Here is a 16,604-nt window from a genome sequence, read left to right on the forward strand (position 1 = left end):
TCCCCCTCGAGCTCGACGGGTCCTTTGCGGACCGCGTCATTTTTCTGGTCGGCGCGGCGTCTGCGCCTGCCGGGAGACGACGTCCGTCCCGCCATCGCGCGCCGCAAAGCGGGAGCGGCAATCCCGCCGGTTCGCACCCCTCCCGCGAACCTTCCTTCATGTCTAGAAGAAATCCAATGCCCCGCCAATTGCTGCGACGCAAAAAAGCCCGCCACGGCGGGGATGCCGTGGCGGGCCGGTCAGGCGAGGTCCAGCGAGGCTGGACGGTACATGGTCTACATGCGGGCGCGGATGGCGGCGGCCATCTGCTCGGCGCTGAGCGCGCCGGAGAACTTGTCGCCGTTGATGAAGAAGGTCGGGGTCGCGTTGACGCCGAATTCGTTCTGACCCTTCTGCTGGATCTCGACGATCTTCTCCTGCATCTCCTTGTCATTCAGGCAGCTGGTGAACTCGTCCTGGCTCATGCCGGCGAGCTTGGCGATCTTCAGAAGCGCGGCCGAGGCGTTGTCGGCGCGGGCCCAGTCGTCCTGCTGGCTGAACAGGACATCGATCATTGCCGTACGCTTGGCGTCGTCGCCGGTGCAGCGGGCCAGCATGAAGCCGGCGAGCGCGCGCGGATCGAAGGGGAATTCGCGGATGATCAGCTTGGCCTTGCCGGTGTCCAGGAAGTCCGTCTTGATCTGCGGATAGGAATTCTCGTGGAAGTCGGCGCAGTGGCTGCAGGTCATCGACGCGTATTCGACGATCGTCACCGGCGCATCGGCATCGCCGATCACCACGTCGGGCAGCGGGCCCTCGGCCATCAGATCGGCGACATCCACCGAACCGCTGGATTCGGGCGCCTCGACGGCCGGCGTCGCGGGGGTTGCCGGTGCGGTGTCGGCCTGGGCCATCAGCACGGCATCCGAATTGGGCAGAACGGCGCTGGCCGCGGTGCTCTCCGCCTCGTCCGTGCAGCCGGCGATCGCGAGCAGCCCGGCTCCGGCGAGGAAGGCGGCAATTCGGGGCGCCTTCGCCAGGCGGGTACGGGCGGTCAGCGGATGAGTCATCGATGGAGCCTCGCTTGCAGAAGGAAACGCGTTCTCACCGGGATGTACGGGAGAAATGCGGCATTTCCAATGCCTGCGGGTCTCAGGCGGCCGCCGGGCCGCGGTCGCCGAACCGCGCGATGCTCAGCCCTTCGAGCGGCGCAGGGTGGTCTCGGCGAAGTCGCGCAGCGCCTTCTGCAGCCGGGGATCCTCGATCCGGGCGACCATCTCGGCGACGCGCTGATGCTCGACGGGGGCGAGATCGCGCAGCTTCGGCTTGCGGTCCGGCCGGTGCTGGTTGACGGCTTTTTGAACGATCTTGATCCGCGCCACGGCGGCAAAGCCGAAGAAGGCGTTGACCCGCGCCAGCAATTCGCCGGTCTGGTGCTGCAGCCGCAGCGCCGCCGCCGCCTCGCAGGCGATGACCAGCGTCGCCGGCTCGAAGGGGTCGCCCTCGTCGCGCCGGGCCGGCCAGACCAGCTTTTCCGGCCGTGTCAGATCGCGCAGGCCCGGCCCGGTGATCTCGCCCCAGGCGGCGACCAGCCCGGTGGTCATGCCGGCCTTGCGGCGCAGGATCGGGTCCATCAGGCCGCCGACGAGATCGGCGACCGGCTGCGGGGTGCCGGTGCGGCGCCTGGCGCGCGGGTCATAGGGCGATGTCACGGGACGACCTTTCCGGATCGATGTCTGCGCGGGTCCGACACGGGGCAACAGGGTATGTTGCCGGCACGGGACCGCGCGCCGCACGGATAGCATGAAACGGCGTGGACGTCGCCAGAGCGGACGCCGTCCTGCTTGCGACAGACGGCCGGCTCGCATTCGCCGCGCGGGGCCGTTACATCGCGAAGAGCGCGGCCCGCATCGGGCCTTGCCGCCGATCTTCCGGCCCCCCCATCCAGACAGAGCGTCTCCTGCCCATGCCCGCCGATCTCCGTCCGTTCGCGGATCATCTCCTTGCCTGGTACGACCGCCATGCGCGGGTGCTGCCCTGGCGCGTGTCGCCGCAGGACAGGGCGCGCGGCATCCGGCCGGAGCCCTACCGTGTCTGGCTGTCGGAGATCATGCTGCAGCAGACGACGGTGGCGGCGGTGAAGGCGTATTTCGCCAAGTTCACGACGCGCTGGCCGCATGTCGCCGATCTCGCCGCCGCGCCGCAGCCGGCGGTTCTGGGCGAATGGGCCGGCCTTGGCTATTACGCCCGCGCCCGCAATCTGCATGCCTGCGCGATCCGCGTCACCGAGGAATTCGGCGGCGCCTTTCCCCAGACGGCGGCTGCGCTGCGGACCCTGCCGGGCATCGGCGACTATACCTCCGCGGCGATCGCGGCGATCGCCTTCGACGAGCCGGCGGCCGTGGTGGACGGCAATGTCGAGCGGGTCGTCACCCGGCTGTTTTCCATCGCGACGCCCCTGCCCCAGGCCCGCAAAGACATCCGGCTGCGCACCGCGGAACTGACCCCGCAACAGCGGCCCGGCGACTTCGCCCAGGCGATGATGGATCTCGGCGCGACGGTCTGCACGCCGAAACGGCCGAGCTGCATGGTCTGCCCCGTGCGTCCCATGTGCCGCGCCAGCGCCGAGGGGCGTGCGGAAGACTTTCCGGTGAAGAAGCCGAAGGCGGCGGTTCCCGAACGCAAGGGCGCGGCCTTTGTCGCGACGCGGCCGGCGGACGGCGCGGTCTGGCTGCGCCGGCGCGAGGCGCCCGGCATGCTGCAGGGCATGAGCGAGCCGCCGGGCACCGGCTGGCACGCCAAGGCCGACGGCGCGACCGGCGCCGACGCCGCGCCATTTGCGGCCGACTGGCGCTTCTGCGGCACGGTGGCGCACAGCTTCACGCATTTCCGTCTCGAACTCGAGGTCTACCGGGCCGAACTCACCGACGATCCGCCGGCCGAAGGCTGGTGGTGCCCGCCGGAAGCCCGCGGCGCCGAGGCCTTGCCGACCCTGATGCAGAAGGTGCTGGTGCGCGCCGAGGCCAGCCCGCCGGACCCCGCCGAGACACCGAAACGGAGACAGAACCGATGACCCACCAGCATGTCGTCTTCGACATCGGCAAGGTGCTGATCCATTACGACCCGCATATCCCCTTCCGCGACATCATCCCGTCCGACGAACGCCGGCAGTTCTTCCTCGACGAGGTCTGCTCGCACGACTGGAACCTGGAGCAGGATCGCGGCCGGCCGTGGGAGGACGCGGAGGCCGAGGCCATCTCCCGCCATCCGCAGATGGCCGAGGAGATCCGCGCCTTCCGGCGCAACTGGCACCGGATGGTGCCACATGCCTATGAGGGCAGCGTGGCGCTGCTTCATGCGCTGATCGACGCCGGCGTCGACGTGACGCTGCTGACCAATTTCGCCTCCGACACGTTTCGCGAGGCGCAGGCGAAGTTCCCGTTCCTGACGGCAACCCGCGGCGTGACCGTGTCCGGCGACATCCGCCTGATCAAGCCGGACCCGGCGATCTACGAGCACCATGCGCGCAGCTTCGGCCTGGCCCCGGAGCGCACCCTGTTCATCGACGACAATCGCGCGAATGTCGACGCCGCCCGCGCCGCCGGCTGGAGCGCCATCCACTTCATCGATCCGGACCAGCTTGCCTGGGATCTGGCAGCAGAAGGCCTGCCGGTCGAAGCGGCCGGCAGGCCCTGAAACGTCACTGATCGGGAAACTGCGTCGGGGCGGTCAGACCGCCTCGACGGCCATCTGTTCGCGCATGGTCTGGCGCAGCGTGTCGATCGGGGTCAGGCCCTTCTTGGAATCGATGTGCCAGAAGGTCCAGCCATTGCAGGCGTCGAGCCCCTGCACCTTGGCGCCGATGCGGTGGATCGAAGCAGCGTCCTCGCCAATGGCGATGGTGCCGTCAGCCCGCACCCGCGCCGTCCAGCGGCGCTTGGCGTCGGTCAGCTCGGTGCCCGGCTTCACCAGGCCGGCTTCCAGGAGGCTGGCAAAGGGAATGCGCGGCTCGGCGCGCTTGCCGGCCGAGACCTTCAGCACCGCCGGGTCGAGCGCTTCCACCGCGGCGATGCGGGCTTCGGCCGCCTCGATATAGACGTCCTCGCGCTCGATGCCGACATAGTGGCGGCCGAGACGCTTGGCGACGGCGCCGGTCGTGCCGGTGCCGAAGAACGGGTCGAGCACCACGTCGCCGGGCTTGGTCGAGGAAAGGAGCACGCGGGCGAGCAGCGCTTCGGGCTTCTGGGTCGGATGCGTCTTGCGGCCCTCGGCATCCTTCAGCCGCTCGCCGCCCGAGCAGATCGGGAACAGCCAGTCCGAGCGCATCTGCACGTCGTCATTGGCCGACTTCATGGCATCGTAATTGAAGGTATAGCCCTTGGCATTGGCGTCGCGCGACGCCCAGATCATCGTCTCGTGGGCGTTCTGGAACCGGCGGCCGCGGAAGTTCGGCATCGGGTTGGTCTTGCGCCACACGACGTCGTTCAGCATCCAGAAGCCCAGATCCTGCATCATCGCGCCGACGCGGAAGATGTTGTGATACGAGCCGATCACCCAGATCGTGCCGTTCGGCTTGAGCACCCGGCGCGCGGCCAAGAGCCAGGCGCGGGTGAAGGCGTCATAGGCCTGGAAGCTCTCGAACTGGTCCCAGTGATCGTCCACCGCATCGACCTTGGACTGGTCGGGCCGGTGCAGATCGCCGCCGAGCTGCAGATTGTAGGGCGGGTCGGCGAAGATCACGTCGACCGAATTCTCGGGCAGCGCGGCCATCTGCGACACGCAGTGCCCCTTGTGGATCCGGTCCAGCCAGGCGGGTTTTTCCGCTTCGCAATTAACCACCTTGAGGGACGCGGAACGCTTGTAAGCCATCTTCACCACCGGACTACGCAGGACATTGAACCGGCGTCATGGTTACCGAACGACGTAAACAATCGGTGAAATCCTGCCTTTGTCGCGCCCTCGTGCTCGTGCTACCGGACCCCTCGCACCATCTGCGCCCCGCGCAACCTTCGACGCAGTCGGCCTTCGCGCCGTCGCCCCTTCGCCAAAAACTTTCTTCGGAGCCCCCCATGTCCGAACCCCTGCTCGTGATCTTCGACTGCGACGGTGTCCTCGTCGATTCGGAGGTGATCGCCGCGCAGGTGCAGGCCGAGATCCTCGCCGAGCACGGCGTCGAGATCGATGCCGGCGAACTCGCCATCCGTTTTGCCGGGCTGACCTGGCCGATGATCCTGAAGCGACTGTCGGACGAGCTGGGCCGCAGCTTCCCCGAGGATCTTATCGCCCGCGTCAATGCCGAGGTGGACCGGCGGCTGGAATCCGACGTGGAAGAGATCGCCGGCGCCCGTATGGCGCTGGACCAGCTGACCCTGCCGCGCTGCATCTGCTCGAACTCGACGTCGCAGCGTCTCGAGCTGGAGCTCGAGCATGTCGGACTGTGGGATTATTTCTTCCCGCATGTCTTCAGCGCGCCCGAGGTCGGCACGCAGAAGGTGAAGCCGGCGCCGGACGTGTTCGTCCATGCCTGCGAGCAGTTCGGCGTGGCGCCGCAGGCCGCCATCGTCATCGAGGATTCGGTCCATGGCGTGACCGCGGCCGTCGCCGCCGGCTGCCGCGTCGTCGGCTTCACCGGCGCCGGCCACAGCTTTCCGGGCCATGCCGACGCCCTGACCGAGGCGGGCGCCGAGACGGTGATCAGCCGGCTTGCCGACTTTCCCGCCGTCGTCGAGGCCTTTGTCAGCTGGCAGGACGCCTGAACGGCAGGCGCGCTATTCCGGCGCGCCCTCGTCGAAGCCGGCGAAGATCACGATGCCGGCGGTCGGCGCCGGGTCGATGAGCACCGACTCGTCGACATAGGTGAAGGTCTGGGCGCCGCCATTGCGGGTGATCGCGACGGTCTGCTGGCCGAGCTCGGAATAAACCACGTCATTGCCCCGCAGCACCGCGACGCGGATCGGCAGGCGCACGCTGCGGTCCTGGGCGACGGCCCCGGGGGTGATGCGGCCGAGGACGCCGATCTTCATCAGGAGCTTGCCGTCGACGATGCGGCAGTCGCGGGTCGTCTCGGCGATGTTGGCGACGTAGTCGACCTCGGAACCGATGGTCTTGCGCAGGATCGCGGTGCCTTCGCGAAGGGTCACCTTCGGGCAGTAGCGGGCCTCGCCGCCCTGGTCGAACTGGCTCGACGCGGTGACCGAGGACGGCGGAATGGCCAGCGCTCCGGCATTGCCGAGATCGGCCTCTGGGGTGGTGGAATTGCAGGCGGCGAGCAGTGCCAGCGCACCGCCCAGGGCGAGGCCGCCGGCCAGCCGGCGCAGCGCGGGAAGACGGCGGCTGATCGCGGTGCCGGGACCCTGCACGGAAATGCCCTCGTCGATGGCGTTGCGTTCACCATTGGTCGCTATGGGGGGCACTACCATATGCATCGCTCGGTCCTTCCGTTATCGTGGCGCGCCGTTCTATATCAGCCGCCCGTCGGTTAGGCGACCGACATCGGAACATGGCGGAGCGCCGACCGGCACACGGTGCGCTCGCGGCCGAACAGAATGCCGGGAGCGATCCCGGTCCGAAGCGAAGTGGAGACGAAGTGAGATATGTGAGTTCGCGGGGAGAGGCTCCTGTCCTCGGTTTTGCCGACACACTTCTGGCAGGTCTCGCGAATGACGGCGGGCTGTATCTCCCGGAGACCTGGCCGCAGATCTCGGCGGAAACGATCCGCGGATTCGCCGGCCGGCCCTATGCCGAAGTCGCCTTCGAGATCCTCCTGCCCTACGTCGGCGAGGACATCGCCCCGGACGATCTGAAGCGCATGGTCGACGAGGCCTATGCGACCTTCCCGCATCCGGCCGTCGCCCCCCTCGTCCAGCTCGGCCCGTCGCATTTCGTGCTGGAGCTCTTCCACGGCCCGACCCTGGCCTTCAAGGACGTGGCGATGCAGCTCATCGCCCGGCTGATGGACCATGTCCTCGCCCAGCGCGGCCGCCGCGCCACCATCGTCGGCGCCACCTCGGGCGACACGGGCGGCGCCGCCATCGCGGCCTTCGCCGCCAGCCAGCGCACCGACATGTTCATCCTGTTCCCGCATGGCCGCGTCTCGCCGGTGCAGCAGCGCCAGATGACGACCTCGGGGGCGGACAACGTCCATGCGGTCGCCGTCGACGGCACCTTCGACGACTGCCAGGCGCTGGTGAAGGCGATGTTCAATCACGCCGCCTTCCGCGAAAAAGCGGCGCTGTCCGGCGTGAACTCGATCAACTGGGGCCGGATCATGGCCCAGATCGTCTACTACTTCACCGCCGCCGCCAGCCTCGGCGCGCCGGAGCGGGCCGTCTCCTTCACCGTGCCGACCGGCAATTTCGGCGACATCTTCGCCGGCTACGCCGCCAAGCGCATGGGCCTGCCGGTCGAGCGGCTGGTGATCGCCACGAACGAGAACGACATCCTCGTGCGCACCCTCGATCGCGGCCGCTACGAGACCACCGGCGTCCACGCCACCACCTCGCCCTCGATGGACATCCAGGTGTCGTCGAATTTCGAACGGCTGATCTTCGAGGCGAGCGGACGCGACGGCGACATGGTGCGCGGGCTGATGCAGCAGCTGGCCCAATCCGGCTCCTTCACCCTGCCCGAGGGGGTTCTGGCCGCGATCCGGGCCGAGTTCGATGCCGGCGCGACGGACCAGACCGCGACCGCCGACATCATCCGCCGCACCCTCACCGGCACGGCCTATCTCCTCGATCCGCACACCGCCGTCGGCGTCGGCGTGGCGGAGAGCCGGCTCGGCCGCGAGGCGATGATCACGCTCGGCACCGCCCATCCGGCGAAGTTCCCCGACGCGATCGAGAAGGCCGTCCAGATCACCCCCGCATTACCGCCCAGCCACGGCGACCTGATGCAGAAGCGCGAGACCATGGATCGCCTGCCGAACGAGATCGGCGCCGTGGAATCCTACATCCTCGCGCGCACGCGCGCCGTCGACCAGGGAGCCGAAGCATGAGCGTCGAGGTCACCAAGCTTTCGAACGGACTGACCATTGCGACCGAGACGATGCCGCATCTGGAGAGCGCCTGTCTCGGCATCTGGGTGAAGGCCGGCGCCCGCGACGAGGCGCCCCGGGAGCATGGCATCGCCCATCTTCTGGAGCACATGGCGTTCAAGGGGACGAGCCGGCGCAGCGCCCGGCAGATCGCCGAGGAGATCGAGGATGTCGGTGGCGAGATGAACGCCGCCACCAGCGTCGAGACCACCTCCTACTATGCTCGCGTCCTGAAGAACGACGTGCCGCTGGCGCTCGACATCCTGACCGACATCCTGATCGATTCGCGCTTCGACGAGCAGGAGCTGGAACGCGAGCAGCAGGTCATCCTGCAGGAGATCGGCGCGGCGGAAGACACGCCCGACGACATCGTCTTCGACCATTTCCAGGAAGCCGCCTTTCACAAGCAGATCATCGGCCGGCCGATCCTGGGCACCCGCGAGACGGTGAAGTCCTTCTCGCCCGACGATCTGCGCGGCTATCTCGCCCGGCACTATTCGCCCGACAAGATGATCGTCTCGGCGGCTGGCGCCGTGTCGCACCGCGCCATCGTCGACCAGATCGAGGCGGCCTTCGGCGGAACGGCCTCCGTGTCGCCGCTGCCGCTGGAATCCTCGCCGCGCCAGGCGGCGTCCTATACGGGCGGCGAGTTCCGCCAGGAGCGCGACCTGATGGACGCGCAGATGGTGCTCGGCTTCGAGGGCCGCGCCTATTACGCCCGCGACTTCTACGCCTCGCAGGTGCTGTCGCTGATCCTCGGCGGCGGCATGTCCTCGCGTCTGTTCCAGGAGATCCGCGAGCGCCGGGGCCTGTGCTACGCGATCTACGCCTTTCACTGGAGCTTCTCCGATTCCGGCATCTTCGGCATCCATGCGGCGACCGGCGAGGAGGAGCTGGCGGAACTGGCGCCGGTCATCGCCGACGAGCTGACGCGGGCCGCGGCCGGCATCTCCGAGCCCGAGGTCAATCGCGCCCGGGCGCAGATGCGCGCCAGCCTGCTGATGTCGCAGGAAAGCCCGGCCGCCCGCGCGGCGCAGATCGCCCGGCAGATGCTGTTCAATGGCGCGACCATCACCAACGAGGAACTGATCGCGCGGCTGGAGGCGATCACCGCGCCGCGGCTCGCCGATCTCGCCGAGCGTACGTTCGTGGGCACCGTGCCCACCCTCGCCGCCATCGGACCGGTGTCCCGTCTGCCGAGCCGCGACGTCCTTGCCGAACGGCTTGCCGGCGCGTCGTCCGGCGCCGAGGCGAGGCTCGCGACCAGCCACTGATCCGCCGATGAGGATCCTGGAGCATCTCGCCGGGCCGCCCGTCCCCGCGCTGCACGGCGAGGGCATCCTTCTGCGCATGCCCCGGCGCAGCGACTATGCGGCGTGGCGGGACCTGCGCGGCGAAAGCCGCAACTTCCTGAAACCCTGGGAGCCGCTCTGGGCCGCGGACGAACTCTCCTGGGAGGCCTATCGCCAGCGCCTGCGCCGCTATGCGCACGATGCGCGTGACGGCGTCAGCTACACCTTCTTCCTGTTCGACGCGACCGGCCGCACGCTCTATGGCGGCACGACGCTCAGCCAGATCCGGCGCGGCGTCGCCCAGTCGGGCACGCTCGGCTACTGGATGGGCGAGCGCCATGCCGGCGCCGGCCTGATGGCGCGGGCGGTCGAGCAGATGAAGCTGTTCGCCTTCGACGTGCACCGCCTGCACCGCATCGAGGCGGCCTGCCTGCCGCGCAACAAGCGCTCCATCGGGCTTCTGGAGAAATGCGGTTTCGTCCGCGAGGGTCATCTGCGAAGCTATCTGAAGATCGCCGGACGCTGGGAAGACCATTATCTCTATTCGCTTCTGGCCGAAGAATGGTCGTCTTCGCAGCCCAAGGCTCGCATGGGCGCGGCCGTGGTGCAATAAACGCGAAGCGCGGGCGGGGGTGAGTCGGAATGCAAGGTTGGGGCACAACGTGAAGGCGAAAGCCATCAGCAATCGGAAAAGCGGCGTCGGGCCGATCGGTCTGGCCGCGCGGTGGTTCCTGTCGCTGGCCTTCGTCCTCGTTGCGCTCGTCGTCTCGGCGCCGCAGTCCCTGGCGCTCGAAGCCGTCAGCATCTCGCGCGGCGACACCGCCATCGACATGCTGCCCGCCGTCGACGTCTATCGCGGCAAGGGCCGCGCCTTCCAGGTCGCGACCGTGCCCGGCGCCGACGGCATCGTGCGCCGCATCGAGATCGAGGCGCAGTCGGCGCAGGCCTCCGGCGACTGGGCCGTGTTCGCCCTCGCCAACAACACCGACAAGCAGATCGACCGGCTCGTCGTCGCGCCGCATTTCCGGCTGGTGGGCTCCGGCGTCGTCTGGCCCGATCTCGGCTCCCAGCGCATCGCCTCGATCACGCCCAGCCAGGGCTTTGCGCTGGAGCGCCAGCCGAGCACCGACGCCGATGTCTTCCTGGTGACCCTCGACCCCGGCGCGATCGTCACCTTCGTCGCCGAACTGGCCTCGCCGAACCTGCCGGATCTGCGCCTGTGGGAGCCGAACGCCTACAAGGACACGGTCAACGCCTTCACGCTCTATCGCGGCATCGTCCTCGGCATTGCCGGCCTTCTGGCGGTGTTCCTGACCATCCTGTTCGTCGTCAAGGGATCGGCGATGTTCCCCGCCACCGCGTCGCTGGCCTGGGCGGTGCTGGCCTATATCTGCATCGATTTCGACTTCTGGCAGAAACTGGTGCCGATCCTGCCCGGGCAGGAACGGGTCTGGCGAGCCGGCACCGAGGTGTCGCTCGCCTTCACGCTGGTCCTGTTCCTCTTCGCCTATCTCAACCTCAATCGCTGGCACGGCGTGCTGTCGATCTTCACCATCATGTGGCTGGCGGCGCTGGGCACGGTCGGCGTCGTCGCCGCCTTCGACCCGGTGGTCGCCTCGGGCATCGCCCGCATCTCGCTGGCCGCGACGGCCGCCCTCGGCCTCGGCATCATCGGCACGCTCGCCGTGCAGCGCTCCGACCGGGCGATCATGCTGATCCCCACCTGGTGCCTCGTCATCCTGTGGGTGTTCGCCGGCTGGTCTACCGTGACCGGCCGCATCGACAACGACATCATCCAGCCGGCGCTGGGTGGCGGCCTGGTGCTCATCGTCCTCCTGATCGGCTTCACGGTCATGCAGCACGCCTTTGCCGGCGGCGGCTTCGCGCAGGGGCTCCTGTCGGACCTCGAGCGCCGCTCGCTGGCGCTTGCCGGCACCGGCGACGCGATCTTCGACTGGGACGTCAGCCGCGACCGCATCTTCGCCGGCGCCGACGGCGACACCCTGGCCGGCATGCCGGTCGGCACCATGAACGGGCCGGCGCGCGACTGGCTGCCGGTCCTGCATCCGGACGACCGCGACCGCTTCAAGGTCACGCTCGACACCATCCTCGAACATCGCCGCGGCCGCATCATCCAGGATTTCCGCCTGCGCGACGAGGACGGCCACTATCACTGGGTCTCGCTGCGCGCCCGCCCGGTGCTGGGCAGCGACGGCGAGGTGGTGCGCTGCGTCGGCACGCTCAAGGACGTCACCGATGCCAAGAAGGCCGAGGAGCGGCTGCTGCACGATGCGCTGCACGACCAGCTGACCGGCCTGCCGAACCGCGAATTGTTCCGCGACCGGCTGGAGGCCATCGGCGTCCTCGCCATGACGCGGGCCGACGTGCAGCCGACGATCATCGTCATCGACCTCGACCGCTTCAAACAGGTCAACGACGATTTCGGCATCGCCACCGGCGACACCATCCTCCTGACCATCGGACGCCGCCTGAAGCGCCTTTTGAAACCGCAGGATTCTCTGGCCCGGCTCGGCAGCGACCAGTTCGGCCTGATCCTCCTGTCGGAGACCGAGGTCACCGCGGTGGCCGATTTCGCCGAGGGCCTGCGCAACGCCATCAAGGCGCCGATCGCCTTCGCCAACCGCGAGATCGTCCTGACCGGCTCGATCGGCCTCACCGGCTGGACCGATGCCTCGACCTCGGACGAGGCGCTCAAGGAAGCCGAACTGGCCATGTACCAGGCCAAGCGCAATGGCGGCGACAGCATCGAGCCGTTCCGGCCGGCCTATCGCAGCGTCGGCTATGGCCGCCTGGAGCTGGAATCGGATCTGCGCCGGGCCTTCGAGCGCAACGAGCTGTCGCTTGCCTTCCAGCCGATCGTCACGCTGGAAACCGAAGACATCGCCGGCTTCGAGGCGCTGTTGCGCTGGGAGCATCCGCGGCGCGGCGCGATCTCGCCGGCGGAATTCGTGCCCATCGCCGAGAGCACCGGCCTGATCGTCCAGCTCGGCCAGTTTGCGCTGGAGGAGGCCTGCCGCCGGCTCGGCGACTGGCAGCGCATGACCGGCGACGAGAACCTGTTCGTCTCGGTCAACATCTCCAGCCGGCAGCTCATCCGCCAGGATCTGATCGGCGACGTGAAGACCGTCATCGAGCGCTACCGGATCTCGCCGAACAGCCTCAAGCTGGAGCTGACGGAATCGCTGGTGATGGACAATCCGGAGCGCTCGGCACAGCTCCTGACCCGCTTGAAGGCGCTCGGCGTCGGCCTGTCGCTGGACGATTTCGGCACCGGCTATTCGTCGCTCGCCTATCTGATGGGCTTTCCCTTCGACACGCTGAAGATCGACCAGTCCTTCCTGAAGAACAACAGCCAGCCGCAGCGGCCGATCATCCTGCATTCGATCGTCACCATGGCCCACGATCTGGGACTGAAGGTCGTGGCGGAGGGAATCGAGAGCGACGCCGACGTCATGCAGCTGCGCCAGCTCGGCTGCGAATTCGCCCAGAGCTTCAAGTTCTCGCCGCCGCTCGGCTCCGATCAGGTGCGCAAGATCCTCGACGACCGGGCGATGGGCCTGAAGCGCGCCAGCTAGGGCGCGCCCGGCTCAGGCGTGGCCGGCCTCGCTGGCCAGGAACGCCGGCTCGATGCCCAGCAGGCCCAGCGCACGGTCGTATTTGCTGTCCAGCTCTACGTCGAAGACGATGTCGAGATCGGCCTTGCAGGTCAGCCAGCCATTCGCCGCGATCTCGCTCTCGAGCTGGCCCGGCGACCAGCCGGCATAGCCGAGCGCCATGATCGCCGTCGTCGGCCCGACGCCCTTCGAGATCGCCTTGAGGATGTCGATGGTCGGGGTCAGCGAGATGTTGTCGGCGACGGCCACGGTGGATTCGGAATCATAGTCGTCCGAATGCAGGACGAAGCCCCGCCCCTTCTCGACCGGTCCGCCCATGCAGACGCAGATCTCCTGTCCCGATCTGGGCATGCGGATATCGCGCTCGCTGGCGACGATGCCGAGCTGGGTCAGGAGTTCGCCGAAGCCGACCGGCTGCGGCTTGTTGATGATGAAGCCCATCGCGCCGCTCGGCGAATGGGCGCAGACATAGATCACGGCGCGCGCGAAGCGCTCGTCGCCCATGCCCGGCATGGCGATGAGGAAATGCCCTTCCAGGGAAGAGTCCGTCGAATTTCTGCCGATTTCGGTTTCGAGATCCATGGCATCCAGATGCTTGCGGGGCTTTCACGATAGATGGCATCGCGGCGATGTCAAAACCAGAGCGCGCCGCGCGGCCCGATTTGCCGGCCGGCGTCGCGGCTTGTTGAATGGCCAGCGGCCCTTGCCCGCGCTAACCACGAGGGCGGGCGGGCCATGCGCCGCAGATCGTTTCAGGGCAGAGGACACCGCAGATGAGATGGATTGCGCGGATCGCCGGCGGCATCGCCGCGATGGCGATGGGAGCGGGAGCGGCCCAGGCAGAGCCGGCATCGACCTATGCCAGCGAGCAGGTGACGCTGCGGCTCGTTGCCGGTGAAGCCGCGCCGGACGGCACGGTTCGCGGCGCGCTGCTGGTCGATCTCGCGCCGGGCTGGCACACCTACTGGCTCGATCCGGGCGCCTCGGGCATCCCCCCGCACATCGACTTCACGGCCACGGACAATCTGGCGGCCGCCGATCTGAAATTTCCGGCGCCGCTGCGTTTCGGCGAGGGCATCGCCCGGGCCAATGGCTACGAGAACGCCGTCGCCATCGGCTACGCGCTGACCCCGCGGCCCGGCACCACGCTCGACACGGTGACGGCCAGCCTCGCCATCGGCGTGTGCCAGGACATCTGCATTCCGGTGCAGGCGGAGCTTGCGGCCGACACCGGCGACGCGGCGGCGACCGAGACCATCGCGGCAACCTTCGCCGCCCTGCCCGCCCGCGACGGCCCGCTCGGGCGGATCAGCTCGGCCGTTCTGCCCGCCGGCGGCGACGTGCTGACCGTCGCCGTGGAGACGGTGCTCGACGCACAGGACGCCGATCTCTTCGTGCGCGGGCCGGACGGGTGGTATTTCGACGAGCCGGCAACGCCGGTGCGCAACGGCGACAGCCTGGAATTCCGCGTGCCCGTCGTCGGGCGCCCGCGCGGCGCGACGGACGGGCCGGCGACGGTCGACATGGTGGTCACCGGCGCGCGCGGCGACTTTGCCGCCGATGCGGTACCGGTCACCACCGACACGCCCGGCTGAACGGCTCGACAAAGCCCTCCGCCTCGCCTCATATGGCGCCGGGCCGTAACGCCACGCATTTCACGAAGGGAACGACCAGATGACCATCGGTATCGGCGACAAGCTTCCGAACGCGACACTGAAGACCAAGACCTCCGACGGTCCGGCAGACCTGTCCACCGACGAGATCTTCGCCGGCAAGAAGGTCGTGCTGTTCGCCGTGCCCGGCGCCTTCACGCCGACCTGCTCGATGAATCACCTGCCGGGCTTCCTGACCCACAATGACGAGATCCGCGCCAAGGGCGTCGACACCATCGCCGTCGTCGCGGTCAACGACATCTTCGTGATGGGCGCCTGGGAGAAGGCCAACGACGCGGCCGGCAAGATCCTGTTCCTGTCCGACGGCAATGGCGAGTTCACCAAGGCCCTCGGCCTCGACATCGACCTCTCGGTCGCCGGCCTCGGCCTGCGCTCCAAGCGCTATTCGATGATCGTCGAGGACGGCGTCGTGAAGTCGCTGAACGTCGAGGAATCGCCGGGCCAGGCCGAGCGCTCGACCGCCGAGGCCGTTCTCGAGCAGCTCTGATCCGGATAATTCCGTCCCCGCGGCCAGTGCTGCGGGGACGGGCGCGGACTTTCCAAGGCGCGCCTATGCGCTGCGCTTGCGGCGCTTGAACGGCTCCATGCCGTCGCGGGCCAGCTGGTCGGCGCGCTCGTTCATCTCGTCGCCGGCATGGCCTTTCACCCAGTGGAAGGTGACGTCGTGGCGCCCCTTCTCCTCCTCCAGCTTCTGCCAGAGCTCGGCGTTCTTCACCGGCTTCTTGTCGGCGGTCTTCCAGCCATTGCGCTTCCAGCCGTGGATCCACTTGGTGATGCCGTCGCGCATATATTGCGAGTCGGAATAGATATCGACCGGGCAGGACCGCGTCAGGGCCGTCAGCGCCTGGATCACCGCGAGCAGTTCCATCCGGTTGTTGGTGGTGTGCTCCTCGCCGCCCTTCAGTTCCTTCTCATTGCCGTTGAAGCGCAGGATCGCGCCCCAGCCGCCCGGTCCCGGATTGCCCGAACAGGCGCCGTCGGTGTGGATCTCGACCCGTCCCTCGGCGCTCATGCCGTCACCCGCTCGTCGTCATAGCCATAGTCCGAAACGCTCTTCACCGACCGGTGGAAGCGCAGCTTGCCGAGATATTCCATCGGATCCTTCTTGGTCACGAAGGAATCGTCGGGCACCGTCAGCCAGTCGTAGAGCCGGGTCAGCAGGAAGCGCAGCGCCGCTCCCCGGCACAGCACCGGCAAGGCCGCCAGCTCCGCCGCGCTCAGCGGCCGCACGCTGGCATAGCCGCCGATCAGCGCCCGGCCCTTGGTGATGTTGAAGCTGCCGTCCTGCTCGAAGCACCAGGCGCAGACGGCGATCGCCAGATCGTAGGCGAGAAGGTCGTTGCAGGCGAAATAGAAGTCGATCAGGCCGGACAATTCGCCCGACAGGAAAAAGACGTTGTCGGGGAAGAGATCGGCGTGGATGACGCCCGTCGGCAGATCGGCCGGCCAGTTCGCCTCGACGAAATCGAGCTCCGCGCCGATCTCGGCGGCGAGCCCCGCCTCGATGCCGTCGACCCGGTCGCCGCAGCTTTCGAACAGCGGCCGCCAGTCGGCAACGGCGAGGCCGTTTCGGCGGTGCAGCGGGAAATCGGCGGCCTTGCCGTGCATGCCGGCCAGCGCCTCGCCGACGGCGCGGCAATGCTGGGGCGCGGGACGCCGGGTCCACATGCCTTCGAGAAAGGTGAAGATCGCCGCCGGGCGGCCCGACAATTCGCCGAGGGACTCGCCGGCGCGCGTGTGGACCGGCAGCGGACAGGACAGGCCCCGCTCGGCCAGATGCTCCATCAGCCCGACGAAGAACGGCAGGTCCGACGGGTTCACCCGCTTCTCGTACAGCGTGAGGATGTAGGTGCCCGCCGTGGTGCGCAGCAGGAAGTTGGAATTCTCCACCCCCTCGGCGATGCCCTTGTAGCTCAGCAATTCGCCGATGTCGTAGGCGCCGATGAAGTCGGCGAGCTGCGGCTCGGAGACGTCCGTATAGACAGCCATG

Annotated in this window: 16 protein-coding genes; 9 read left to right on the forward strand and 7 right to left on the reverse strand. The window is 68.1% G+C overall.

What is annotated here, in order from left to right:
• Positions 1-275: 275 nt before the first annotated feature.
• Positions 276-1,049 (reverse strand): DsbA family protein, encoded by a 774-nt coding sequence (locus H9Q09_RS12330; protein WP_187391298.1) that lies wholly within the window; start codon positions 1,047-1,049, stop codon positions 276-278.
• Between the two features lie 123 nt (positions 1,050-1,172).
• Positions 1,173-1,691: a DciA family protein gene (locus tag H9Q09_RS12335; protein ID WP_024350009.1), complete on the reverse strand. Its 519-nt coding sequence runs from the start codon at positions 1,689-1,691 to the stop codon at positions 1,173-1,175.
• A 254-nt stretch (positions 1,692-1,945) separates the two neighbouring features.
• Between H9Q09_RS12335 and mutY the strand changes: the two genes are divergently transcribed.
• Both mutY and H9Q09_RS12345 read left to right on the forward strand, forming a co-directional pair.
• Entirely contained in the window at positions 1,946-3,052 is a 1,107-nt protein-coding gene (mutY, locus tag H9Q09_RS12340) for an A/G-specific adenine glycosylase (RefSeq protein WP_187391300.1), read from the forward strand.
• A complete protein-coding gene (locus H9Q09_RS12345) occupies positions 3,049-3,675 on the forward strand; it encodes an HAD family phosphatase (protein WP_187391301.1) in 627 nt (208 codons plus the stop codon). The genes mutY and H9Q09_RS12345 overlap by 4 nt, the downstream gene beginning before the upstream one ends.
• 33 nt (positions 3,676-3,708) lie before the next feature.
• Here the strand turns inward: H9Q09_RS12345 and H9Q09_RS12350 are convergent, their stop codons facing one another.
• Positions 3,709-4,848, reverse strand: coding sequence for a site-specific DNA-methyltransferase (locus H9Q09_RS12350; RefSeq protein WP_187391302.1), 1,140 nt, complete (start codon positions 4,846-4,848; stop codon positions 3,709-3,711).
• 200 nt (positions 4,849-5,048) lie between these two features.
• Here H9Q09_RS12350 and H9Q09_RS12355 point away from each other — a divergent pair, with 200 nt between their 5' ends.
• Positions 5,049-5,735 (forward strand): HAD family hydrolase, encoded by a 687-nt coding sequence (locus H9Q09_RS12355; protein WP_187391303.1) that lies wholly within the window; start codon positions 5,049-5,051, stop codon positions 5,733-5,735.
• 12 nt (positions 5,736-5,747) lie between these two features.
• Here the strand turns inward: H9Q09_RS12355 and H9Q09_RS12360 are convergent, their stop codons facing one another.
• A complete protein-coding gene (locus tag H9Q09_RS12360) occupies positions 5,748-6,404 on the reverse strand; it encodes a hypothetical protein (RefSeq protein ID WP_187391304.1) in 657 nt (218 codons plus the stop codon).
• Positions 6,405-6,565: 161 nt separating this feature from the next.
• Here H9Q09_RS12360 and thrC point away from each other — a divergent pair, with 161 nt between their 5' ends.
• From thrC to H9Q09_RS12380, 4 genes are all read left to right on the forward strand, one after another.
• The gene (gene thrC / locus H9Q09_RS12365) at positions 6,566-7,975 is read left to right on the forward strand and encodes a threonine synthase (protein WP_187391305.1); all 1,410 of its coding nucleotides are present in this window, start codon (positions 6,566-6,568) and stop codon (positions 7,973-7,975) included.
• Entirely contained in the window at positions 7,972-9,288 is a 1,317-nt protein-coding gene (locus H9Q09_RS12370) for a pitrilysin family protein (RefSeq protein ID WP_024350002.1), read from the forward strand. Before thrC ends, H9Q09_RS12370 begins: the two co-directional genes overlap by 4 nt.
• Positions 9,289-9,295: 7 nt before the next feature.
• Positions 9,296-9,919: a GNAT family protein gene (locus tag H9Q09_RS12375; protein ID WP_187391306.1), complete on the forward strand. Its 624-nt coding sequence runs from the start codon at positions 9,296-9,298 to the stop codon at positions 9,917-9,919.
• 94 nt (positions 9,920-10,013) lie between these two features.
• Positions 10,014-12,902 (forward strand): EAL domain-containing protein, encoded by a 2,889-nt coding sequence (locus H9Q09_RS12380; protein ID WP_187391421.1) that lies wholly within the window; start codon positions 10,014-10,016, stop codon positions 12,900-12,902.
• A gap of 12 nt (positions 12,903-12,914) precedes the next feature.
• On the opposite strand, the gene H9Q09_RS12385 is transcribed toward H9Q09_RS12380, so the two are convergent.
• Positions 12,915-13,523 carry a YqgE/AlgH family protein gene (locus H9Q09_RS12385; RefSeq protein WP_187391307.1) on the reverse strand — a complete coding sequence of 203 codons (609 nt, stop codon included), beginning with the start codon at positions 13,521-13,523 and terminating at the stop codon, positions 12,915-12,917.
• 191 nt (positions 13,524-13,714) lie between these two features.
• On the opposite strand from H9Q09_RS12385, the gene H9Q09_RS12390 reads away from it, so the two are divergent.
• Both H9Q09_RS12390 and H9Q09_RS12395 read left to right on the forward strand, forming a co-directional pair.
• Positions 13,715-14,536 carry a protein-disulfide reductase DsbD domain-containing protein gene (locus tag H9Q09_RS12390; protein ID WP_187391308.1) on the forward strand — a complete coding sequence of 274 codons (822 nt, stop codon included), beginning with the start codon at positions 13,715-13,717 and terminating at the stop codon, positions 14,534-14,536.
• 79 nt (positions 14,537-14,615) lie between these two features.
• On the forward strand, positions 14,616-15,101 hold the full coding sequence (locus H9Q09_RS12395; protein WP_024349997.1) for a peroxiredoxin: 486 nt from the start codon (positions 14,616-14,618) through the stop codon (positions 15,099-15,101).
• 63 nt (positions 15,102-15,164) lie between these two features.
• Here the strand turns inward: H9Q09_RS12395 and rnhA are convergent, their stop codons facing one another.
• Together rnhA and H9Q09_RS12405 are read right to left on the reverse strand one after the other, a co-directional pair.
• Positions 15,165-15,626: a ribonuclease HI gene (rnhA, locus tag H9Q09_RS12400; protein ID WP_187391309.1), complete on the reverse strand. Its 462-nt coding sequence runs from the start codon at positions 15,624-15,626 to the stop codon at positions 15,165-15,167.
• A complete protein-coding gene (locus H9Q09_RS12405; RefSeq protein WP_187391310.1) occupies positions 15,623-16,603 on the reverse strand; it encodes a homoserine kinase in 981 nt (326 codons plus the stop codon). The genes rnhA and H9Q09_RS12405 overlap by 4 nt, the downstream gene beginning before the upstream one ends.
• Position 16,604 lies beyond the last annotated feature (1 nt).

This window comes from Aurantimonas sp. DM33-3 (assembly GCF_014334315.1).
Lineage (GTDB): Bacteria > Pseudomonadota > Alphaproteobacteria > Rhizobiales > Rhizobiaceae > Aurantimonas > Aurantimonas coralicida.

Coding starts and splice junctions, on each gene's coding strand:
- H9Q09_RS12330 (WP_187391298.1), bottom strand. CDS start 1,049: ATGACTCATCCGCTGACCGCCCGTACCCGCCTGGCGAAGGCGCCCCGA.
- mutY (WP_187391300.1), top strand. CDS start 1,946: ATGCCCGCCGATCTCCGTCCGTTCGCGGATCATCTCCTTGCCTGGTAC.
- H9Q09_RS12345 (WP_187391301.1), top strand. CDS start 3,049: ATGACCCACCAGCATGTCGTCTTCGACATCGGCAAGGTGCTGATCCAT.
- H9Q09_RS12350 (WP_187391302.1), bottom strand. CDS start 4,848: ATGGCTTACAAGCGTTCCGCGTCCCTCAAGGTGGTTAATTGCGAAGCG.
- H9Q09_RS12355 (WP_187391303.1), top strand. CDS start 5,049: ATGTCCGAACCCCTGCTCGTGATCTTCGACTGCGACGGTGTCCTCGTC.
- H9Q09_RS12360 (WP_187391304.1), bottom strand. CDS start 6,404: ATGCATATGGTAGTGCCCCCCATAGCGACCAATGGTGAACGCAACGCC.
- H9Q09_RS12370 (WP_024350002.1), top strand. CDS start 7,972: ATGAGCGTCGAGGTCACCAAGCTTTCGAACGGACTGACCATTGCGACC.
- H9Q09_RS12375 (WP_187391306.1), top strand. CDS start 9,296: ATGAGGATCCTGGAGCATCTCGCCGGGCCGCCCGTCCCCGCGCTGCAC.
- H9Q09_RS12385 (WP_187391307.1), bottom strand. CDS start 13,523: ATGGATCTCGAAACCGAAATCGGCAGAAATTCGACGGACTCTTCCCTG.
- H9Q09_RS12390 (WP_187391308.1), top strand. CDS start 13,715: ATGAGATGGATTGCGCGGATCGCCGGCGGCATCGCCGCGATGGCGATG.
- H9Q09_RS12395 (WP_024349997.1), top strand. CDS start 14,616: ATGACCATCGGTATCGGCGACAAGCTTCCGAACGCGACACTGAAGACC.
- rnhA (WP_187391309.1), bottom strand. CDS start 15,626: ATGAGCGCCGAGGGACGGGTCGAGATCCACACCGACGGCGCCTGTTCG.
- H9Q09_RS12405 (WP_187391310.1), bottom strand. CDS start 16,603: ATGGCTGTCTATACGGACGTCTCCGAGCCGCAGCTCGCCGACTTCATC.